Origin of the sequence: Parafannyhessea umbonata, from assembly GCF_900105025.1 — a bacterium.
Taxonomy (GTDB): domain Bacteria; phylum Actinomycetota; class Coriobacteriia; order Coriobacteriales; family Atopobiaceae; genus Parafannyhessea; species Parafannyhessea umbonata.
In genome coordinates this window covers 1808745-1827900 of record NZ_LT629759.1, presented here as the reverse complement: position 1 = coordinate 1827900, position 19156 = coordinate 1808745, and the positions used below count along the sequence as shown (strand labels likewise).

Genomic DNA, 19156 nt, shown 5'->3' with positions numbered 1-19156 from the left:
CCCTGGCCCCCGCGACACCCCTGAGCCGCCGCGTGGCCAGCCCCCTGACAGCGCGCAAGTCGCGCCATAGACACAGTGCCCGGCATCGTATCCCACGGTGCCGGGCACTGCTGCGTCTTGCGGCCACCCGCGCGCACCTACCGTCTGACGCGCCACCCGTGCGTCGCGCGTAATAAAGAATTAACATTTTTTAGGCCATAAGAAAATTTGTACGAGAGGAGCAAGAATTGGAGAAGTACAGGGAGGTTGGAAGACAGGTCAAGCGCGTCGACGCCCGTGACAAGGTCACCGGTCGCGCCATGTTCACGGACGACCTGTGCCCGAAGCCGTGCCTCGTGGCCAAGATCCTCCACTCCACCATCGGAAACGGCCGCGTCGTCTCCATGGACGTGACGGAGGCGAAGGCGGTTCCGGGCGTCGTGGCCGTCTTCACCTGCTTCGACGTGCCCGACACCAAGTTCCCCGTCGCGGGGCACCCCTGGTACGCGGCCTCTGCCGCCGCAAAGCGCGACGTGGCAGACCGCAAGCTGCTCGATGACCGCGTGCGCATCTACGGCGACAACATCGCGGCCGTCGTCGCCGAGGACGAGGTCGCGGCAGACCGCGCGCTCCGCAAGATCAAGGTGGAGTACGAGGAGTATCCCGTCACGTACGACCCACGCGAGGCCATGCAGGGCACGAACCCGCCCGTGCAGGAGGGCAAGCCGGACAACGTCGTCGGCCACACCCTCGCCGTGACGCCGGAAGACAAGCTCAAGGCCATGGGCTACTCCAGCGTCGAGGACGCGGTACGCGACCCCAAGTACCACCACTTCGCCTTCCACGCGTTCACGGGCGAGCAGAGCCAGGCCCACATCGAGGTGTGCGTCTCGTACTGCTACGAGGAGAACGGCAAGCTCACCTGCGTCTCGTCCACGCAGATTCCGCACATCTGCAGGCGCATCATCGGCCAGGCGCTCGACATCCCCTGGGGCAGCGTCCGCGTGATCAAGCCCTACATCGGCGGCGGCTTCGGCACGAAGCAGGACATCCACTTCGAGCCCCTGAACGCTTGGCTGTGCCACCAGGTTGGCGGGCGCTGCGTGAAGCTGGAGCTTTCCCGCGAGGAGTGCTTCTGGGACACGTCCGGCCGCCAGCCCAAGGACTTCGAGGTCGAGGCGTCCGTGGGCGACGACATGCGCCTGCACGCGCGCTCCATCAAGGCGTGGTCCAACACGGGCGGCTACATCCACCACGGGCACGCGCTCGTCCTGAACTCCGTGAACACGTTCCGCTGGCTGTACCACACGCAGGAGGACGCGATCCGCTGCGAGGCGTGGACCGTCCACACCAACGGCCCGCACACCGGCGCCATGCGCGCGTACGGCGTGCCGGAGGGCATCTGGGCCGCAGAGTGCCTCATGGGCGACATCGCGCACGACATGGGCTGGGACGGCGTCGAGTTCCGCATGAAGAACGCCATCGCCCCAGGCTACGTGGACGAGTTCAGCCCCTCAAACACCATCTCGTACCGCACGGACGGCCTGCGCGCGTGCGTCGAGCGCGGAAAGCAGCTCATCGGGTGGGACGAGAAGCGCCGGGGGTACGCACAGCAGGATGGCCCCATACGCCACGGCGTCGGCGTGGCTTTTCTCGTCTACAAGACGGCGGTCGCGCCGTTTGCGCTCGAGACGTCCAACTGCCAGATAACGCTCAACCAGGACGGCACATTCCAGCTGCAGATGGGTGCGACCGAGATCGGCCAGGGCGCGGACACCGTGTTCTGCCAGATGGCTGCGGAGGCCATCGGCGTACGCACGGAGGACATCCACATCGTGAGCACGCAGGACACGGACGTGGCGCCGTACGACCCGGGCGCGTACGCGTCCCGGCAGACGTTTGTCTCTGGCGCGGCGTGCAAGGACGCCGGGCAGAAGATGCGCGGGCGCATCCTAGAGCTGGCGGCGCGGCTGTACCCGGACTATCAGGGCGAGCTTGACCTGCGCGACCACGCCGTGTGGGACGCGGCGGGCAACAAGGTCGTCGACCTGCCGGAGCTTGCGCTCGAGGCGTACTACAACCTGCACAAGACGGATCAGATCTCCACGCGCGGCCAGGCGACGGTGCACCAGAACGCGCTCGTCACGGGGTGCACGTTCTGCGACGTCACCGTGGACATGCCGCTGGCGCAGGTGACGGTCAACAAGATCGTGAGCGTGCAGGACAACGGCCGCCTCATGAACCCGAAGCTCGTGGAGCAGCAGATGCACGGCGGTATGGCACAGTCCATTGGCTTCGCGCTTTCCGAGGAGCTGCTGGTTGACCCCGCAACCGGCCGCGTGCGCAACGCGACGCTTCTGGACTACAAGGTCCCCACGGCGATGGACGTGCCGGAGCTCGTTGCGGAGAACGTCGAGACGCAGGACCCGATGGGCCCGTACGGCAACAAGGCGGTGGGCGAGACCCCGATCATCAGCCCGGCACCCGCCATCCGTGACGCCATCCTGAACGCGACGGGCGTCAAGTTCTACGAGATGCCCATGACGCCGCAGCGCCTGTTCGAGGGCTTCAAGAGGGAGGGACTCATCTGATGTACGACATCGAATCGCTGTACGAGGCCACAAGCGTGGACGACGCCTGCCGCGCGCTGGCGGAAGACCCGAAGGCCATCGTCGTTGCGGGCGGCACGGACGTGCTGGTGAAGTGCCGCGAGGGCAAGCTCGCCGGCGCGCACCTGGTGTCGATCCACAACCTGACAGACGAGCTTTCCGGCGTGCGCCTGGCGCAGGACGGCACGGTGGAGATTGGGCCGACCACGTGGTTTAACAGCGTGACCACGAGCCCGGTGGCCCAGCGCACCGTGCAGACGCTGTGCGACGCGTGCGACACGCCGGGAGGCCCGCAGCTGCGCGTGAGCGGCACGATTGGCGGCAACGTGTGCAACGCCGCGACCTCGGCGGACACGGCGTCCACGCTGCTTGCGTACGGCGCGCTTCTGGACGTGAGGTCGGCGCGCGGCACGCGCACCATTCCCATCGATCAGTGGTACACGGGGCCCGGAAGGTGCGTGCGCGAGCGCGACGAGGTGCTGGTGAACATCCGCATCCCGCGCGAGAACTACGAGGGCTGGACCGGCCACTACTTCAAGTACGGCAAGCGCCGCGCGCTCGAGATCGCGACCATGGGCTGCTGCTGCCTGGTCAAGCTCGCTGCCGACAAGTCCACGATCGAGGACATCCGCCTCGCCTTTGGCGTGGCCGCGCCCACGCCCATGCGGGCAACGGGTGCCGAGGACGCCGTGCGCGGGCTCACGGTCGCGGAGGCGGCCGAGAAGATTGGTCCTCTCGCCCAGCGGGACACCACCCCCCGCGACTCGTGGCGCGCGTCGCGGGAGTTCCGCCTGCAGCTTATCAAGGAGATGTCGCGGCGCTCGCTGATCATGGCGGCCCGCAGGGGAGGAGCAGATATCTGATGGACATGAGGATCCTGAAGTGCACGCTTAATGGCAGGCCCGTGCAGGTGGGCTACGACCCGCGCGAGTCGCTTTTGGACACGCTGCGCGACCGCCTGCACATGACGAGCGTGAAGCGCGGCTGCGAGGTGGGCGAGTGCGGCGCGTGCACCGTGCTGATAGACGGCGTGGCCACGGACACCTGCCTGTACCTGACGGACTGGGCGCAGGGAAAAGACATCGTGACCGTGGAGGGCCTGCAGGCGCCGGACGGCACGCTGAACCCCGTACAGCAGGCGTTTGTGGACGAGTTCGCCGTGCAGTGCGGGTTCTGCATCCCCGGCATCATCATGAGCGCGATGGAGATGGTGAACTCCGGCAAGACGTACACGCGGGACGAGATCCGCAAGAACCTGTCGGGCCACCTGTGCCGCTGCACCGGCTACATGAACGTGATCAACGGCGTGGAGAAGGCCGTGGACATCGTGAACGGCCACGTGGGCATAAGCGAGCAGGACGCCCCGGACGTGGACTGGTCGCAGCGCGTGAAGGACAGGCTGGAGGCCGACTGCGCGAAGTAGGCGCGGTGGCGAGAAGAACGTTCCCGGGCGGTCGGCGCGCGTGCGTGCCGGCCGCCCTGCCGTGGCGGCACGCACGCGCTACAGGGCGGCCAGGAACGCGCGCGCCGCGACGCTCAGGTCTGACGCGTGGCGGTGTACCAGGTACATGCTGCGCCACGCGGGCGTCTCGAGGCGGCGCACGTCCAGGCTGGTGTCGCCTCCCTCGAGGGCGAGGCTTGGCAGCAGCGATATCCCCAGCCCCGCCTCCACCATGGCCAGGATCGCCGTCGTGTTCGAGGTGACGCAGCGCACGTTGGAGTGGCGGAGCTCGCGTTGCAGAAGCGGGGCCGTCTCCGTGTCCGCCACGAACATCTCGTCCAGCAGCGACTCCACGGGTATGGCGCCCGGCTGCGCAAAGTGCCCCCGCGGTGCCACGATCACGAGCTCGTCCCGCTCGAACAGGGTGCACTCGAGCCCCTCCGCCTGCATGTGGTGGGGGACGAAGGCAAAGTCGACCGCGTCCTTCTCCATAAGGCTCTGCGCCTCGCCGTACGTGCTCTCGATGATGTTCACCTGGACGCCGGGATGGCTGCGCACGAACGCGCCCAGGGGCTTTGCCAGCCGCAGCGCGACGATGCTCGACGGGGCGGCGATGGCGATGGAGCCGGAGCTCAGCCCGCGCAGGGATTCCACGTGGCGAAACAGGTCGTCGTAGCTGCGGCACAGCCGGTCCGCGTCTTCCAGCACGGCCTCGCCGTCGCTCGTGAGCACCAGCGCGGTGCCGCGGCGGTGGAACAGCCTCAGCTGCCAGTCGGCCTCCAGGCTCGCGACCATGCGGCTCACGGTGGACTGCGTGCAGCCCAGATCCTCGGCGGCGCGCGTGAAGCTGCCAAGGCGGGCGCTCGTCACGAACGCCCGGAACTTGCGGATGTTTGCCTCCACGCCTGCCCCCTAATCCCCGCGACGCGTCGCGTGCGGACGCGCCGTCTGCCCAATGCAAAGCGCGCCCGCAACTTGCACATGCGCTGCGCGGCGCCTGACCGATTCTAGGTTTTATGTCCGGTGCACCACAGCGCAAATTAGGCCAGCGGCGCGTGGGGGCGCCGGGCGAGAAGGGCGCGGGCACAAAAATGGGAACCGGCCGCAAAGGCGAGGCCGGTTCCCGAAAGCGTTGGCACTGTTGCGCGCGGGGGTCGCGAGCTGGCGTGGCCGCGGCCCCTGGCGTGGGGGCGCCTACAGGGCGCCCTTGATCATCTGGTCGCCCTCCTTCATGATGACCTCCATCTTGTCGGGCGTGAGGTCGCGGATGTTGGCCAGCGGGTCGCCGTCGATAACGAGCAGGTCGGCAAACTTGCCCTTCTCGAGGGAGCCAAACTCGTCCTCGTGGTGAACCATCTTCGCGCCGTTGAGCGTGGCGGCCACGATCGCGTCCATCGCGGGGATGTCGCAGTGCTCGACCCACGCGTACACCTCGTCCAGCGTGGTGTAGCCGTACGGCGTGGAGAAGCTGAAGGAGTCGGAGCCCACGGTGAGGGTGACGCCGAGCTTGTACGCGCGGTTGAGGTTGGCGTACGAGCGCGCGATGCCCTTCTCGGCGTTGTCCTTGCCGGGCCACTTGTCCAGCTCCGGCGTCCACTCGGGAGGATACGTCGCGTACCAGCTGGGCAGGAAGCCAACGGTCGGCGTGAAGAACGTGCCCTTCTCCGCCATGAGGTCCATGGTCTTGTCGTCCAGCTCGAAGCCGTGGATGAGCTGCTCGCAGCCAAAGCGCACCGAGTCGTACGCGCCCGAGATGGAGTTGTAGGAGTGCGACCACACGGGGATGCCGACCATTGCGCACTCGTCGCAGACGGCCTTGATCTCCTCGGTGCTCATGAGCTGGGCGCGGCCGGAGTCCCAGCGCCAGATGCCGCCGCCGGTGACCCAGATTTTGATGGCGTCAGGGTTCTCACGCAGGCGCATGCGGATGGCGTGGCGGAGCTCCCACGGGCCGTCCACCTGGTCGCCCCAGGGGTGACCGGTCTTGGACATCTCGAACGGCAGCCTGTGGCAGTCGCCGTGGCCGGCGGTGCGGCAGAAGCCCAGGCCGGTCGCGAAGATGCGCGGCCCCTTCATGACGCCCATGTTCACGAGGTCGCGGATGGCGATGCCGTTGCGGCCGATCTCGCACACGGTGGTGAGGCCATGGGTGACGGCGTCGTACGCCTGCTTCACGGCGCAGGCCTGCTTCTGGGCGACGGTCTCGATGACCCAGTCGTTGTCGTTGTCGGTGAGGTTGCCCGAGAAGTGGATGTGCGTGTCGACGATGCCCGGCATGATGGTGCGGCCAGAGATGTCGCGCACCTCGTAGCCCTCGGGAATCTCGGTGGCGGGGCCGGCGTAGGCGATCTTCTTGTCGTCCACCAGCACCAGGCTGTCCTCAACCGGGGATGCTCCCGTACCGTCTACGAGCTTGCCACCCTTGAACGCGATCTTGCCCATAACAATACCTCCAATTCGCACAAGCCTTTGCATGTTGCGTATCGCTAGTCGCGCGTTGCGCGCGCTTTAGCCTTGCTTTGCGGCCGTCAGGCCTTCGCGACGCCGGCAGACGGATGCGTGTCCGCGGCGGCGTGCTTGTTTCCGTACAGTGCCAGGATCAGGATGCCAATGAGGACCCAGCCGGCGGTGATCGCCCACTCCACGCCGTTCAGGGCGGCGGGGCTGAACGGAAGCACCATCAGGCCGATCACGATGGCGCCGGCGGCGATGGCGCAGGCGATTCCGGCTTTGCCGCCGTTAACCTCGTACGGGCGCGGCAGGTCGGGCTCGGTCTTGCGCAGGCGCATGCAGGCGCAGGCGGCCATGGTGCACGCGAAGATGAAGCCGAGTGACGCCACGTTCGTGAGCGGCACGAGCATGTTGCGGCCGAGGAAGGGGCCAACGAGCGTCAGGACGGCCATCACGATGTTGCCGTTCTTCGGGGCGCCGGACTTGGGGTCGATCTCCGCAAAGGACTTCGGGAGCATCTCCTTGCGGCCCATGGCGAGCATCAGGCGGGTCGAGGCGCCAAAGAAGGAGTTCATGGGACCCATGGGCCCAAGCGTTGCGATGATGAGCATCGCGACGTAGAAGAAGAGGTTGATGCGCTCGAGCACCGCGAGCGCGGGGACGGACGAGCGCACGAACTCGTGCCAGTCGATGATGGTGCCGAACGAGTAGATGCAGATTAGGTAGAACGCGCCGGATGCGAGAAGGGCGATGGCCGGGACAAGCCCGAACTTCTTCCAGTCGAGGTTGTCGGACGCCTCCTCCGCCTGCTGCGGGATGGTATCGAAGCCCGCATAGAAGAACGGGGTCATGACCAGCACGGCCACGATGCCGCCCAGAAGCGACGTCGCCTCGGTGGCAGAGCCACCCGCCGCGTGCTTGACCTGAGAGAACACGGGAAGCGCGTTCGAGGGCGAGCCGGTGGCGATGGAGATGACCATCGCGAGGATCATGCCGGCCAGAAGCGCCTTCGCAAGGAAGCTCGAGAGCTTCGCCGCGGCGCCGGCGCCACGGAAGTTGAGGAAGATCACCAGCACGGCGAAGCCAAGCGCGATGAGGGTGGGCCACAGGTACACGTCGGCGCCCATGATGGTGTACAGCCTGACGGAGCGCAGCCACGCAAGCGCCGGGAACTCCGCAAAGCGGTCGGTCAGGAGCGTCGATATGGCGATGGCCTCCCAGGGGCACAGCGGGGCGTTGCCCAGAAGCAGCATCCAGCCCGTGAGAAATCCCATCTTGCGCCCGAAGGTGCGGTCGACGTACTCGATGATGCCGCCCGATATGGGGATCGCCGCGGTGAGCTCGCCAAAGCACATGCCGATGGGCACGAGGAATATCGCGCCGATGGCGAAGGCGATCATGGCCGGGATGGGTCCTCCGCCCAGCACCATCCAGTCGCCTACGAGCAGTACCCATCCGGTGCCGATGATGGCGCCAAATCCGATGGTGAAGAAGTTGAAGAGCGTAAGCTCCTTCTTCATTCCGCCGGAGGTGGGGGTGTCGTTGTCTGCCATTCCCTCTCCTCCCCGTGGCCGTCGTGCGGGCGTCTGGTGGGCGGCGTGCCGGTTGCCGCCGGGGTGCGCGCGGGCTTTGCGGGGCCGTTTGCGCAGGCGCTCCAGAACCGTCTGACGACCGATGTCCGAGTCCAAATGCGCGCGGTTCGTGCGCGCACGGAAGATGTTCGTTCTGGTGCGCCCGTGGGGAGAAGAGCTTCGCGCCCGGGTCGCCGCGAGCGGATGGGCGTCGGCCGCAAACGGGGTCGCGCCCGGTTCCAGGCGCGTGCATGGCGCGCGACATCTGAATCGGTTCCATGCATATTTCGAATTGTTTACGTACAGGTAACATTCGGCGCGGTCCCGGGGCGCCGTCGACAGGTCCCGGCGACGCATACCGTTGGCGTCTTCAAACCAACCGTTTGTAGCAAAAACAAAAAGTTAGGCATTCTCGCTTGAATCGGCTTCGCGCCGTGGTTTAATGGACTTGCCAAACAAAAAGTATGGCATACAGACAAAGCGTCATATCGCCAACGGGGCAACGCTCGCCTGCATGCCGCAAGGCCCGTGCAAGGAGGATCACATGAAGGACCTGGACTTCGACAAGATCAAGGCCGCGGCTAACGCCTACGGCAAGGACATGACGGCGTTCCTGCGCGCCATGATCTCTCACCCCAGCGAGTCCTGCGAGGAGGGCGAGGTCGTCGCCTGCATCAAGGCCGAGATGGAGAAGCTGGGCTTCGACGAGGTCAAGGTGGACGGCCTCGGCAACGTCATGGGCTTCATGGGCGAGGGCGAGAAGATCATCGCCATCGACTCCCACATCGACACCGTGGGCATCGGCAACCGCGACAACTGGGACTTCGACCCGTACGAGGGCTTCGAGGACGACCAGCTCATCGGCGGCCGCGGTGGATCCGACCAGGAGGGCGGCATGGCGAGCGCCACGTACGCCGCCAAGATGATGAAGGACATGGACCTCATCCCCGAGGGCTACAAGGTCATGGTCGTCGGCACCGTGCAGGAAGAGGACTGCGACGGCATGTGCTGGCAGTACATCTACAACGTCGACGGCATCAAGCCCGAGTTCGTCATCTCCACCGAGCCCACGGACGGCGGCATCTACCGCGGACACCGCGGCCGCATGGAGATCCGCGTGGACGTGAAGGGCGTCAGCTGCCACGGCTCTGCCCCCGAGCGCGGCGACAACGCGATCTACAAGATGGCCGACATCATCTCTGACGTGCGTGCGCTCAACAACAACGGCGCCGACGAGTCCACCTCCATCAAGGGCCTCGTCAAGATGCTCGACCCCAAGTACAACCCCGAGCACTACGAGGACGCCCGCTTCCTGGGCCGCGGCACCTGCACCGTCAGCCAGATCTTCTACACCAGCCCCTCCCGCTGCGCCGTCGCCGACTCCTGCGCCATCAGCATCGACCGCCGCATGACCGCAGGCGAGACCTACAAGTCCTGCCTGAAGGAGATCGAGGACCTGCCCTCCGTCAAGAAGTATGGTGACGACGTGAAGGTCTCCATGTACATGTACGACCGTCCCAGCTGGACCGGCGAGGTGTACGAGACCGAGGCCTACTTCCCGACGTGGATCAACAAGGAGACCGCTCCGCACGTCAAGGCCCTCGTCGACGCGCACAAGGCGCTCTTTGGCGACAAGCGCATCGGCTGCCCGAAGTCCATGGACAAGCGCGAGGGTCGTCCCCTGTGCGACAAGTGGACCTTCTCGACCAACTGCGTCTCCATCCAGGGCCGCTACGGCATCCCGTGCGTCGGCTTTGGCCCCGGCGCCGAGTCCCAGGCCCACGCGCCCAACGAGGTCACCTACAAGCAGGACCTGCCCACGTGCGCAGCGCTCTACGTCGCGGCCCTGAACCTGTACGACCCCAGCGCCGCCGACGGTGACGCGACCGAGTTCCGCGCCTCCCTCACGGACAACGACATCAAGTAGCATCACGACACAACAGTAAGGAGAAACGCCATGAGCGAGAAGACCATCAAGCCGTACCTGGAGCAGCTTGCGAAGCTCGACTTCAAGAACATGTACAACAACGACTTCCTGCACACGTGGGACAAGACGACCGACGAGCTGCGCGCCATGTACCTGGTTGCCGACGCCCTAAGGAACCTGCGCGAGCGCAACATCAGCACGCGCATCTTCCAGTCCGGCCTTGCGGTTTCCAACTTCCGTGACAACTCCACGCGCACGCGCTTCTCGTTTGCCTCCGGCACCAACCTGCTTGGCCTGCAGCTGCAGGACCTGGACGAGGCAAAGTCGCAGATCGCCCACGGCGAGACCGTGCGCGAGACCGCCACGATGATCAGCTTCATGGCCGACGTCATCGGCATCCGCGACGACAAGTTCATCGGCGAGGGCGACGCGTACATGAAGGAGGTCTCGGAGTCCGTGGAGCAGTCCTGGCGTGACGGCATCCTGGACCACCGCCCGACCCTGGTGAGCCTGCAGTCCGACTCCGACCACCCCACCCAGTCCTCCGCGGACATGCTGTACCTGATCAACGAGTTTGGCGGCCTCGATAACCTCAAGGGCAAGAAGGTTGCCGTGACCTGGGCGTACAGCCCCTCCTACGGCAAGCCGCTTTCCTGCCCGCAGTCGCTCATCATGCTGCTGACCCGCTTTGGCATGAACGTGACGCTCGCGCACCCCGAGGGCTACGACCTCATGCCCGAGCTCGTGAAGCAGGCGGGCGTCTATGCCAAGGAGTCCGGCGCCACCTTCACCCAGGCCCACACCATGGAGGAGGCCTTCGAGGGCGCCGACATCGTGATCCCCAAGAGCTGGGCTCCCTACGCCGCCATGGAGAAGCGCACGAAGCTCTACGCCGCCGGCGACCAGGAGGGCATCGACAAGCTCGAGAAGGAGCTCCTTGCCCAGAACGCCACGCACAAGGACTGGTGCTGCACCCAGAAGCTGATGGAGACCACCGCCAAGGGCCAGGACACCATCTACATGCACCCGCTGCCCGCCGACATCAACGGCGTGAGCTGCGAGCACGGCGAGGTGGAGAACGAGGTCTTCGACTACCACCGCGACGGCCTGTACAAGGAGGCCAGCTACAAGCCCTACGCCGTGGCCGCCATGGTCTTCCTGCAGAAGGCCAAGGACCCCATCGCCACGCTGCAGGCCCTCGAGGACGCGGCTACGCCGCGCTGGAACCAGGCATAGCGCACGCCAGCAGGCGGCGGGACGCGTGGCCGATTTGCGGCAGCGTTCCGCCGCCGACGTGTCACACTAGTGTCGTTGAGCAGCGGAAAGCGCCGCGGTTATAGCGCCGCGGCCGGGTGCCGTGGCACGAGGGGAGGCGACCGACATGGATCGTACGCGCGTGGGCGAGAAGGGCGACGCGGGCGAGAAGTGCGGTCGCCTTGGCTGCGTGGTCATGGCCAACGGCGAGGCGCGGCGCTTCGGCCGGCAGAAGCTGCTGGAGCCGCTGCACGGCAAGGCCGTGGTGCTGCATGCGCTGGACGCGCTCTTCTCGCCTGCGCTGGACGTGGTTGTCGTGAGCCGCTGGCCGGAGGTCAGGCGCGTGTGCGCGGAGAGCGGCGCCGCCGTGGCGGAGCCCGCGGGGGCGCTCCAGAGCGACACCGTGCGCGCGGGCGTGCGTGCGCTGGGCCCACGCGCGGGCTACCTGTTTGCCCAGGGTGATCAGCCGCTGCTTTCCGCCCAGAGCGTGGACGCGCTCGTGCGGGAGTTCTGGGCGCACCCGGGGTGCGTGACGCGGCTGGCGTGGCATGGCGAGGCGGGAAGCCCCGTGGTGTTTCCCGGTGCGCTGGCGAGTGCGCTGTGCGCGCTTTCCGGCGACGTGGGCGGCGGCGCGCTGCTGCGCCGGGACGCGGAGCTGGCGCGTGGCGTGCGCCTGGTAGAGGCGCGGCATGCGGCGGAGCTTATGGACGTTGACACCCCGGAGGACCTCGCACGCGTGGCGGGGGAGCTGGGGCGTCTTGCAAGGTCCTTGTGAGGGGGATGATGGCATGGCTGCCGTAACGAAGGTGCTGAGGGGCGGAAGCCTGGTGACGCCTGAGGGCGTGTTCGCGGGTGACGTGGTGCTCGAGGGCCAGCGCATCGCGGACGTGGTGCCGGGCGGCCTGGACGCGGCGCAGCTGGACGGCTGCGAGGTGTTCGACGTGGCCGGGTGCTGGGTGTTCCCGGGCTTTATAGACGCGCACACGCATATGCAGTGCTGGACCGGAATGGACTGGACGGCGGACAGCTTCGAGACGGGCACGCGCGCGGCTGCGTGTGGAGGCACCACCACGATCGTGGACTACGCCACGCAGGACCGCGGCATGACCCTGACGCAGGCGCTTGACGCGTGGCACGAGCGTGCGGACGGCACGTGCACCGCGAACTACGCGTTCCACATGGCGATCGCGGACTGGAACGAGCACACGCGCCAGGAGATTGACCTCATGCGCGACGCGGGCATCACCTCGTTCAAGACGTACTTTGCCTACGACCACCTGCGTCTGGACGATGCCCAGACCATGGAGGTGCTCGAGGCGATCAAGCCGTTCGACGGCATCCTGTGCGTGCACTGCGAGAACGGCACCCTGGTGAACGAGCTGCAGCGCCGCGTGTTCGAGCGCGGCATCACGGGGCCGGAGGGGCACCCGCTCAGCCGTCCCGCGGAGTGCGAGGCGGAGGCCATCGGGCGCCTGATGTACCTCTCGCACCTGACGGGGGCCCGCGTGAACGTGGTGCACTGCTCCACGGAGCTGGGGCTTGAGGAGGTGCGTGCCGCCCGCGAGCACGGCGTGCGTGCGATGCTGGAGACCTGCCCGCAGTACCTGCTGCTGGACGACACCCGCTACCTGGAGCGCGGCGAGGACGGCTTCGCGGGTGCGAAGTACGTGATGAGCCCGCCTTTGCGCAAGCCCACGGACGTGGCGGCGCTGCGCCGGGCCGTGCTTGCCGGCGAGGTTGACCAGATCTCCACGGACCACTGCAGCTTTAACCTGCACGGCCAGAAGGACCGGGGCCGCGCAGACTTCCGCAAGATCCCTAACGGCGGCCCCGGCGTGGAGCACCGTCCCGCGCTGGTGATGACCACGTTCGAGGACGACCTGGGCCCCATGGAGTTCTGCCGGCTGCTTTCGACCGGGGCGGCGCGGGAGTTTGGCATGTACCCGCGCAAGGGCGCGCTTGCAGCGGGCTCCGACGCGGACGTGTGCGTGTGGGACCCGGCGGCGCGCTGGACCATAGGCGCCGCCACCCAGCACCAGGCCGTGGACTACACGCCGTACGAGGGCTTTGAGGCGCACGGCCGCGCGCGGCTGGTCTTCGTGGGCGGCGAGCTCGTTGCGCGCGACGGCGAGCCCACGGGCGCAAAGCCCGGCACGTACGTGGCGCGCTCGTAGCGAGCTCGCGCCGAATGCCGGAGTGGGCCGCAAAGGCCGCAAAGGCCGGAGCCAGGCGCCAAGGCCCTTCTCGGCCGCAAGGCCGTTGGAGGGCAGACATACCAAAGGGTGCGCCGCCGCGCGTGGCGCATCGCGATCACGTAAGGAGAAGAACATGAAGAAGGCAATCGTTACCGATAAGGCACCTGCGGCTCTTGGTCCCTACAGCGCGGGCGTGGAGTCGAACGGCTCCATCAACGTGAGCGGCCAGCTGGGCATCGACCCCGCAACCGGCAAGCTTGCGGGCGACGACATCCAGTCCCAGACGCGCCAGAGCCTCACGAACCTGAAGAACATCCTGGCCGCGGCCGGCGCCACCATGGCGGACGTTGTGGAGACCACCGTCCTTTTGGCAGACATCAGCGAGTTTGGCGCCATGAACGAGGTGTACGCCGAGTTCTTCGAGGCTCCGTATCCCGCGCGCGCCGCGTTCCAGGTGGCGGCGCTTCCCGGCGGCGGCAAGGTCGAGATCAAGGCCGTCGCGAGGGTCTAGCGCGAATCTGGCACACGAGTTTTTGGGGCGGCGTCGGCTGTGGCTGGCGCCGCTTTTTTGCATGCGAGGTGCCGTGCCAGCGCGGAAATCGACACCGCAGAACGCGGAAATCGACACCATGAAGCGCGGAAATCGACACCTAAACTCGCGGATTCTGACAAACATGCAGGTAAAACGCTTGTAGATGATGCTGCTATCATGGGTGTGCGGGGACCGCGGCGTTCCCGCGATCGAACCCAAGGGAGGCTGTCCATGGGTGGCATTGCGTTTGAGCAGATGAGGCAGGGCCATTGGCTGATGGCGGCATGCTGCGCGCTGTACCTTTTGTGGTGGGCGATATTCTTCTGGCCCAAGGTGTGCGGCGGGTCTGCCCACGGGGCGCTCAGGGTCGTGGGCGTCGCGGCGATCTTGGGGGCCGTCGTCTGCGGCCTGTTGGGGGCGTCCCGCGTCTGTGGGGGAGCGGCAAGGCTCGCTGCCGCCTGGGTGTGTTATGTCAATAGTTCTTGAGCGAATATCGCATCGGGATTTGAGCGGATTTCTCACTTGACTTGGGCGGGCCCTGCGCAATTCTCGCGGGGCCCGCCCTCCGCCGCTTCGGGCGCGGCCGCCGGACCGCCTACTCCGCGCCGCCCCCGTCCGGGGACATCAGCGCGTGCCTCACGCGGTAGGACTCGCCCCTGAACTGGAGGAGCCTGCCGTGGTGGACGACGCGGTCGATCACGGCCGCGGCCATCTGGTCGTCGCCGAAGACGGACCCCCACCTCGAGAACTCCAGGTTGGTCGTGAAGACGACGGACTGCGTCTCGTAGGCCTGCGAGACCACCTGGAAGAGCAGCCTGGCCCCGTCGACGTCGAGCGGGAGGAACCCGAGCTCGTCGACGACCAGCAGCTCGGCACGGCCGACCTGGGCGAGCTCGCGGTCGAGCCTGCCCTCGTCGCGGGCCCGGCGCAGCCTGCCGACGAGCGAGGAGGCGGTGAAGAAGCGCGCGGGCCGCGCCGACTGGCACGCCAGCACGCAGAGCGCCTCGGCCATGTGGGTCTTGCCCGTGCCGACGTCGCCCATGAGCACGAGGTCCTCGCGGCCGCCCAGGAACGACAGCGAGAGCAGGTCGTCCCTGCCGAAGCCGTCCGGCCAGGACACGCACGACCAGTCGTAGCCCTCGAAGGTCTTGGCCTGCGGCAGGGCGCACCTCCTCAGGAGCTGCGCCCTCTTCGAGGCGTCCCTGCTCGCGCCCTCGGCCTCGAGGTAGCCGAGGAGGTACTCGACCTGCCTGGGCGTGCCCCTCCTGGCCCACTCCGCGAGCACGGACTTCGTGAGCGAGCACCTCTTGCCGGCCTCCACGACCGCGTCCGCCACGCTCGCGCTACTCTGCATCCCGCGCCGCCTCCCCGAGGAAGCCGTCGTAGACGGCGAGGTCGGCCTGCCCCGGCTCGGGGCCGCCCGCGGCCACGCGCCTCGCGAGCGCGTCGCAGGACGCGTCGTCCGGGACCCTGCCGCCCGCGAAGATCCTCGCGGCCGCCTCGCAGGCGGCGCCGAAGCCGGAGTGCTCGGACGCCCTCCCTATCGCCCTGAGGGCCTTCCTCCTCCCGGCCTTGTCGCAGCGGTCGAGCTCTCCCACGAGCGCCCCGGGCATGTCGCGCCTGATGGTCGACTCCCCGAAGGCCCTCGGCCTCGCCACCAGCGCCGGGATCAGCGACGCCGGGTTCCTCACGGTCTCGCCCTCACCGAAGCTGCGCGCGAGCGTGGCGACGCGCCTGCCCCGGTCGGCGAGGACCTCGACCGACCTGGCGCGCACGCCCACCACGAGCTCGCGGTCGTGCCAGGCGGGCCCGACGCAGTAGAGGTTGCCGTCCACGCGCACGTAGCCGCGCTTGTCGGCGCGCGCGTGCGTCCACCTGACCGCGTCGAAGGGCGCGCCCGGCAGGGCCAGCATCCCGGCGAGGTCCTCGCGGAGCGCCTCCGGCGTGGGCGCCCCGGCCCTGTTCCTCGCGCCGGCGTTGATCCGCTCGCAGCCGGCCCTGAGCCCCTCGTTGAGCTCGTCGACCGAGGCGGCCTCGGGCACGGGGACGAGCAGGTTCCGGCGGAGGAACCCCACGGCGTTCTCGACGGAGCCCTTCTCGTTGCCGGAGTGCGGGTTGCAGAAGCGGACCTCGCAGCGGTAGTGGGCCCTGAAGTGCGAGAACAGCTCGGACTCGGTGACGATGCCGCGGAGCATGCGCCCGGCCTCCGTGGCGTTGTCGAGCACGAGGACGCGCGGGGCCCGCCCGGCCCACTCGAAGACGAGGCGCAGGCCCCAGCAGAGGCACTCGGACCTCTCGAGCTCCATTGCCACGCAGAAGCGGGCGTTCGAGTGGGGCAGCGTCACGACGAGGAGCCTGAGGGTGCGCGGGACGCCCGCGACGACCGCGCGGAACGACCCGTAGTCGACCTGCGCGGTGCCGGGCTCCCAGGCGAGCTCGAGGTAGCCCTCGCGCGGGGAGCGCGAGTGCCCGCGCCTCCACTCGCCCACGTATCGGCACACGGTCGAGTAGGAGCCCGCGTAGCCGCGCTCCTCCACCAGCCTGTCGTAGATCCTCTTCGCCGTGTGGCGCTGCTTCCTGGGCGCGCCGAGGTCGGCCTCCAGGACGGAGTCCACCCACGCGGCGTCGGCGTCGATCGCGGGGTGCGGCCTCGCGCTCACGGGCGCGGCCGGCGACATGTCCTCCATGTCCGCGTACTTGCGGACGGTGTTGCGGCTCACATGGAGCTCGCGCGCTATCTGCGACCTGGACGCACCACCGGCGTCCAGTTCCCTGATAGCCTGTCTTGTGTCAAGGGGCACGGTCATCCTTCCTTCCTCTCCGGGCGGGCCTCGTCCGACTCATCATCAATCCCGCCCGGAGGAAACATAGCGGGGGCCGTGCCCCTTGCGCGGCCCGGGCACGGCCCCCATGCGAATACTGCTCAATTCCCGATGCGTACGGTGGTCAGGTCCCCGTGCGACATCCGCGCAGTTCCTATTGAAAATCAACAGCCTGGGCGCCCTGGGGGTTTGCGCTGGGGTCCGCGGCTCTCTACTTTGTGCTGCTTGCGGTGACGCAGCGCGCGTTCCAGCGGCAGCCCACCACGGAGCTCGTGCTCTTCGTGGCATGGCTCGGCATGGAGGCGTTCTGCGCGCTGGCGCTGGGGTGCGCCGGAGAGGCGGGCGCGGCCACGCTGGTGGCTCTTCTCGCCGTGGCGGGCTTTGCCGTGAGCCTAGTGTGCTACGTGCTGTACTACCGGCTGGGCGCGCTGGCCTCGTTCGTGGACGGGTGCGTGCCGCTGGTGCTCATCGGCGTGGTGAGCGCCGTCGTCGCGGGCTGCATCGCCGTCGTGGGGTGAGGCCTGGTCCCATCCCGGGCCCTTGTGGTCGAGTTGTGAGCGATTGGAACCGTCGCTGGACTTAAAGCTAGGTTTAGGTCCTATAACGGGCGTGTCGAACCATTCGAATGGAAGGAACGCGCATGCTTGGCGACTTTACCTACGAGAACCCCTGCCGGCTTCACTTTGGCCCCAACGCCCTGGACGAGCTTTCCGGCGAGCTGGCGAAGTTTGGCCCCAAGGTGCTGCTTACGTACGGCGGCGGCTCCATCAAGCGCAGCGGCCTGTACCAGAAGGTGATCGCGGCGCTCGAGGCCGCCGGAAAGACCGTGGTCGAGGTGCCGGGCGTCATGTCCAACCCCACGGCAGACAAGCTCCGCGAGGGCGCCAAGGTCGCGCGCGAAAACGACGTGGACCTGATCCTGGCCGTGGGCGGCGGATCGACCATCGACTACGCCAAGGGCGTGTCCGTCTCTGCCTGGACGGAGGGCGACCCCTGGGAGCACCTGTACCTCAACATGGAGCAGCCTACCGGCAAGATCATCCCCGTGGGCGACATCCTCACCATGAGCGGCACCGGCTCCGAGATGAACGCCGGTTCCGTCATCACCAACCACGAGGAGGGCCTCAAGATCGGCCACGTCTTCGGCAGCGACGTGATGCCCAAGTTCGCCATCGTGAACCCCGAGCTCACGTTCACCGTGCCCGACTACCAGATGCGCGCCGGCATCTTCGACGCGTTCAACCACATCCAGGAGCAGTACTTCTCGGGCACCGACGACAACACGAGCGACTACATCGCCGAGGGCCTCATGCGCAGCCTGGTGCACGCAAGCCGCATTGCCGTGAAGGACCCCACCAACTACGAGGCCCGCTCCAATATCAGCTGGGTGTGCACGTGGGCGCTCAACACGCTCATCGCGTGCGGCAAGTCCACGGACTGGGAGGTCCACATGCTGGGCCAGGCCATCGGCGCCGTCACGGACGCCACGCACGGCATGACGCTTTCGGCCGTGGCGCTGCCGTACTACCGCCTGGTCATGCCGTATGGCGTGAAGAAGTTCGCGCGCTTCGCCACGAGCGTGTTCGACGTCCCCGCGGACGGCAAGACGGACGAGCAGCTCGCCGAGGCCAGCCTCGCCGCCATGAGCGACTGGATGGACCAGATCGGCGTCGTGCGCCACGCCAGCGAGCTCGGCCTCACAAAGGAGAACATCCCCGCCGCGGTCAAGGCCACGATCATCCTGGACGGCGGCTACCACAAGCTCACGACCGAGGAGGTCGAGAAGATCTTCCGCCAGAGCCTGTAGGCGCGGCCGTTGGGCGTGGGCGGGCCTGGGTCGGATGCCGCGTGGGCACGCTGGCCCGCCCCGCCTCACGCTTTGCGTAAGCGGCTCTTTCACGGGGGAGGTCGTTTAACCGACGCTGGGCCTCGAGTGAGGCGGGGTAGTGAGGCTGGGGACCGACCCGCGATGCTCGTGGCTGGCCTCTCGAGGGAGGCGGGTCACCGGACTGGAGCCCCTTTGCCCCCCGGGGACTGGCTTAACCGAAATTAAGGAATCATCCGTTAGGCACTGCTTCAGCGCGCATGTTCGGTCTCGTTCGAGTGCTACTGGAAGAGTCGCCCCTCGTCCTCAAGCGCCTTTCTGCAGACCCCTCCGTACCCCAGGCTCATGGCATACCCCCTCGAACCCATTATCGCCCCCATTGTGACGGCATCTGATGATTCAGGCTGCGAGGCCATAGGCGACCCTCATGTCATCCACCTTGCACGACTTGAAGCCGGAGGGCACCGAGTCGCTCAGCTTGATGGAGCCGCCTCCCCCGCACCCCGCGAGCGTGACAGCCATGCCCACGGCCAGAAGGACGGCGAGACAC

At 67.4% G+C, this 19156-nt stretch carries 17 protein-coding genes; 11 read left to right on the top strand and 6 right to left on the bottom strand.

Translation table 11 applies throughout. The annotated features are described in order from the left end of the window. Nucleotides 1-227: 227 nt before the first annotated feature. Genes xdhA through xdhC form a run of 3 tightly spaced genes read left to right on the top strand, consistent with a single transcriptional unit; the run spans nucleotide 228 to nucleotide 4011 of the window. On the top strand, nucleotides 228-2570 hold the full coding sequence (gene xdhA / locus BLT96_RS08180) for a xanthine dehydrogenase subunit XdhA (protein ID WP_090863480.1): 2343 nt from the start codon (nucleotides 228-230) through the stop codon (nucleotides 2568-2570). Beyond that, nucleotides 2570-3451 carry a xanthine dehydrogenase subunit XdhB gene (xdhB, locus tag BLT96_RS08175; RefSeq protein WP_090863477.1) on the top strand — a complete coding sequence of 294 codons (882 nt, stop codon included), beginning with the start codon at nucleotides 2570-2572 and terminating at the stop codon, nucleotides 3449-3451. The genes xdhA and xdhB overlap by 1 nt, the downstream gene beginning before the upstream one ends. Then, a complete protein-coding gene (xdhC, locus tag BLT96_RS08170; protein ID WP_090845264.1) occupies nucleotides 3451-4011 on the top strand; it encodes a xanthine dehydrogenase subunit XdhC in 561 nt (186 codons plus the stop codon). Before xdhB ends, xdhC begins: the two co-directional genes overlap by 1 nt. Nucleotides 4012-4089: 78 nt before the next feature. Here the strand turns inward: xdhC and BLT96_RS08165 are convergent, their stop codons facing one another. From BLT96_RS08165 to BLT96_RS08155, 3 genes are all read right to left on the bottom strand, one after another. Next, complete coding sequence (locus BLT96_RS08165) at nucleotides 4090-4932, bottom strand: LysR family transcriptional regulator (RefSeq protein ID WP_090863475.1); 843 nt, start codon at nucleotides 4930-4932, stop codon at nucleotides 4090-4092. A 291-nt stretch (nucleotides 4933-5223) separates the two neighbouring features. Continuing rightward, nucleotides 5224-6471 (bottom strand): metal-dependent hydrolase family protein, encoded by a 1248-nt coding sequence (locus tag BLT96_RS08160; RefSeq protein WP_090863472.1) that lies wholly within the window; start codon nucleotides 6469-6471, stop codon nucleotides 5224-5226. Between the two features lie 86 nt (nucleotides 6472-6557). After that, nucleotides 6558-8033 (bottom strand): APC family permease, encoded by a 1476-nt coding sequence (locus tag BLT96_RS08155; RefSeq protein WP_090863469.1) that lies wholly within the window; start codon nucleotides 8031-8033, stop codon nucleotides 6558-6560. Nucleotides 8034-8595: 562 nt separating this feature from the next. Between BLT96_RS08155 and BLT96_RS08150 the strand changes: the two genes are divergently transcribed. From BLT96_RS08150 to BLT96_RS08125, 6 genes are all read left to right on the top strand, one after another. After that, nucleotides 8596-9978: a YgeY family selenium metabolism-linked hydrolase gene (locus BLT96_RS08150; protein ID WP_090845255.1), complete on the top strand. Its 1383-nt coding sequence runs from the start codon at nucleotides 8596-8598 to the stop codon at nucleotides 9976-9978. A 30-nt stretch (nucleotides 9979-10008) separates the two neighbouring features. Continuing rightward, nucleotides 10009-11214, top strand: coding sequence for a knotted carbamoyltransferase YgeW (gene ygeW / locus BLT96_RS08145; protein WP_090863466.1), 1206 nt, complete (start codon nucleotides 10009-10011; stop codon nucleotides 11212-11214). Nucleotides 11215-11359: 145 nt separating this feature from the next. Further along, nucleotides 11360-12007 carry a nucleotidyltransferase family protein gene (locus tag BLT96_RS08140; protein ID WP_090863463.1) on the top strand — a complete coding sequence of 216 codons (648 nt, stop codon included), beginning with the start codon at nucleotides 11360-11362 and terminating at the stop codon, nucleotides 12005-12007. 13 nt (nucleotides 12008-12020) lie between these two features. Continuing rightward, on the top strand, nucleotides 12021-13406 hold the full coding sequence (gene hydA / locus BLT96_RS08135; protein WP_090863460.1) for a dihydropyrimidinase: 1386 nt from the start codon (nucleotides 12021-12023) through the stop codon (nucleotides 13404-13406). A 154-nt stretch (nucleotides 13407-13560) separates the two neighbouring features. Beyond that, the gene (locus tag BLT96_RS08130; RefSeq protein ID WP_090845245.1) at nucleotides 13561-13938 is read left to right on the top strand and encodes a Rid family detoxifying hydrolase; all 378 of its coding nucleotides are present in this window, start codon (nucleotides 13561-13563) and stop codon (nucleotides 13936-13938) included. Nucleotides 13939-14190: 252 nt separating this feature from the next. Then, the gene (locus tag BLT96_RS08125; protein WP_090863457.1) at nucleotides 14191-14445 is read left to right on the top strand and encodes a hypothetical protein; all 255 of its coding nucleotides are present in this window, start codon (nucleotides 14191-14193) and stop codon (nucleotides 14443-14445) included. A 109-nt stretch (nucleotides 14446-14554) separates the two neighbouring features. Here the strand turns inward: BLT96_RS08125 and istB are convergent, their stop codons facing one another. Next, the gene (gene istB / locus BLT96_RS08120) at nucleotides 14555-15313 is read right to left on the bottom strand and encodes an IS21-like element helper ATPase IstB (RefSeq protein WP_090862493.1); all 759 of its coding nucleotides are present in this window, start codon (nucleotides 15311-15313) and stop codon (nucleotides 14555-14557) included. Next, nucleotides 15303-16766 (bottom strand): IS21 family transposase, encoded by a 1464-nt coding sequence (gene istA, locus BLT96_RS08115; protein WP_090862490.1) that lies wholly within the window; start codon nucleotides 16764-16766, stop codon nucleotides 15303-15305. Before istA ends, istB begins: the two co-directional genes overlap by 11 nt. A gap of 233 nt (nucleotides 16767-16999) precedes the next feature. Here istA and BLT96_RS08110 point away from each other — a divergent pair, with 233 nt between their 5' ends. Continuing rightward, the gene (locus BLT96_RS08110; RefSeq protein WP_090863453.1) at nucleotides 17000-17299 is read left to right on the top strand and encodes a hypothetical protein; all 300 of its coding nucleotides are present in this window, start codon (nucleotides 17000-17002) and stop codon (nucleotides 17297-17299) included. A 122-nt stretch (nucleotides 17300-17421) separates the two neighbouring features. Continuing rightward, nucleotides 17422-18588, top strand: a complete 1167-nt coding sequence (locus BLT96_RS08105; RefSeq protein WP_090863450.1) for an iron-containing alcohol dehydrogenase — start codon at nucleotides 17422-17424, stop codon at nucleotides 18586-18588. A 417-nt stretch (nucleotides 18589-19005) separates the two neighbouring features. On the opposite strand, the gene BLT96_RS10900 is transcribed toward BLT96_RS08105, so the two are convergent. Beyond that, nucleotides 19006-19128: a hypothetical protein gene (locus tag BLT96_RS10900; protein WP_272867349.1), complete on the bottom strand. Its 123-nt coding sequence runs from the start codon at nucleotides 19126-19128 to the stop codon at nucleotides 19006-19008. Nucleotides 19129-19156: the final 28 nt, after the last annotated feature.

Excerpts from the sequence above, each read along its gene's own strand:
- xdhB (WP_090863477.1), top strand. The coding sequence starts at position 2,570 with ATGTACGACATCGAATCGCTGTACGAGGCCACAAGCGTGGACGACGCC.
- xdhC (WP_090845264.1), top strand. The coding sequence starts at position 3,451 with ATGGACATGAGGATCCTGAAGTGCACGCTTAATGGCAGGCCCGTGCAG.
- BLT96_RS08160 (WP_090863472.1), bottom strand. The coding sequence starts at position 6,471 with ATGGGCAAGATCGCGTTCAAGGGTGGCAAGCTCGTAGACGGTACGGGA.
- BLT96_RS08155 (WP_090863469.1), bottom strand. The coding sequence starts at position 8,033 with ATGGCAGACAACGACACCCCCACCTCCGGCGGAATGAAGAAGGAGCTT.
- BLT96_RS08150 (WP_090845255.1), top strand. The coding sequence starts at position 8,596 with ATGAAGGACCTGGACTTCGACAAGATCAAGGCCGCGGCTAACGCCTAC.
- ygeW (WP_090863466.1), top strand. The coding sequence starts at position 10,009 with ATGAGCGAGAAGACCATCAAGCCGTACCTGGAGCAGCTTGCGAAGCTC.
- BLT96_RS08140 (WP_090863463.1), top strand. The coding sequence starts at position 11,360 with ATGGATCGTACGCGCGTGGGCGAGAAGGGCGACGCGGGCGAGAAGTGC.
- hydA (WP_090863460.1), top strand. The coding sequence starts at position 12,021 with ATGGCTGCCGTAACGAAGGTGCTGAGGGGCGGAAGCCTGGTGACGCCT.
- BLT96_RS08130 (WP_090845245.1), top strand. The coding sequence starts at position 13,561 with ATGAAGAAGGCAATCGTTACCGATAAGGCACCTGCGGCTCTTGGTCCC.
- BLT96_RS08125 (WP_090863457.1), top strand. The coding sequence starts at position 14,191 with ATGGGTGGCATTGCGTTTGAGCAGATGAGGCAGGGCCATTGGCTGATG.
- istB (WP_090862493.1), bottom strand. The coding sequence starts at position 15,313 with ATGCAGAGTAGCGCGAGCGTGGCGGACGCGGTCGTGGAGGCCGGCAAG.
- istA (WP_090862490.1), bottom strand. The coding sequence starts at position 16,766 with ATGACCGTGCCCCTTGACACAAGACAGGCTATCAGGGAACTGGACGCC.
- BLT96_RS08105 (WP_090863450.1), top strand. The coding sequence starts at position 17,422 with ATGCTTGGCGACTTTACCTACGAGAACCCCTGCCGGCTTCACTTTGGC.
- BLT96_RS10900 (WP_272867349.1), bottom strand. The coding sequence starts at position 19,128 with ATGGCTGTCACGCTCGCGGGGTGCGGGGGAGGCGGCTCCATCAAGCTG.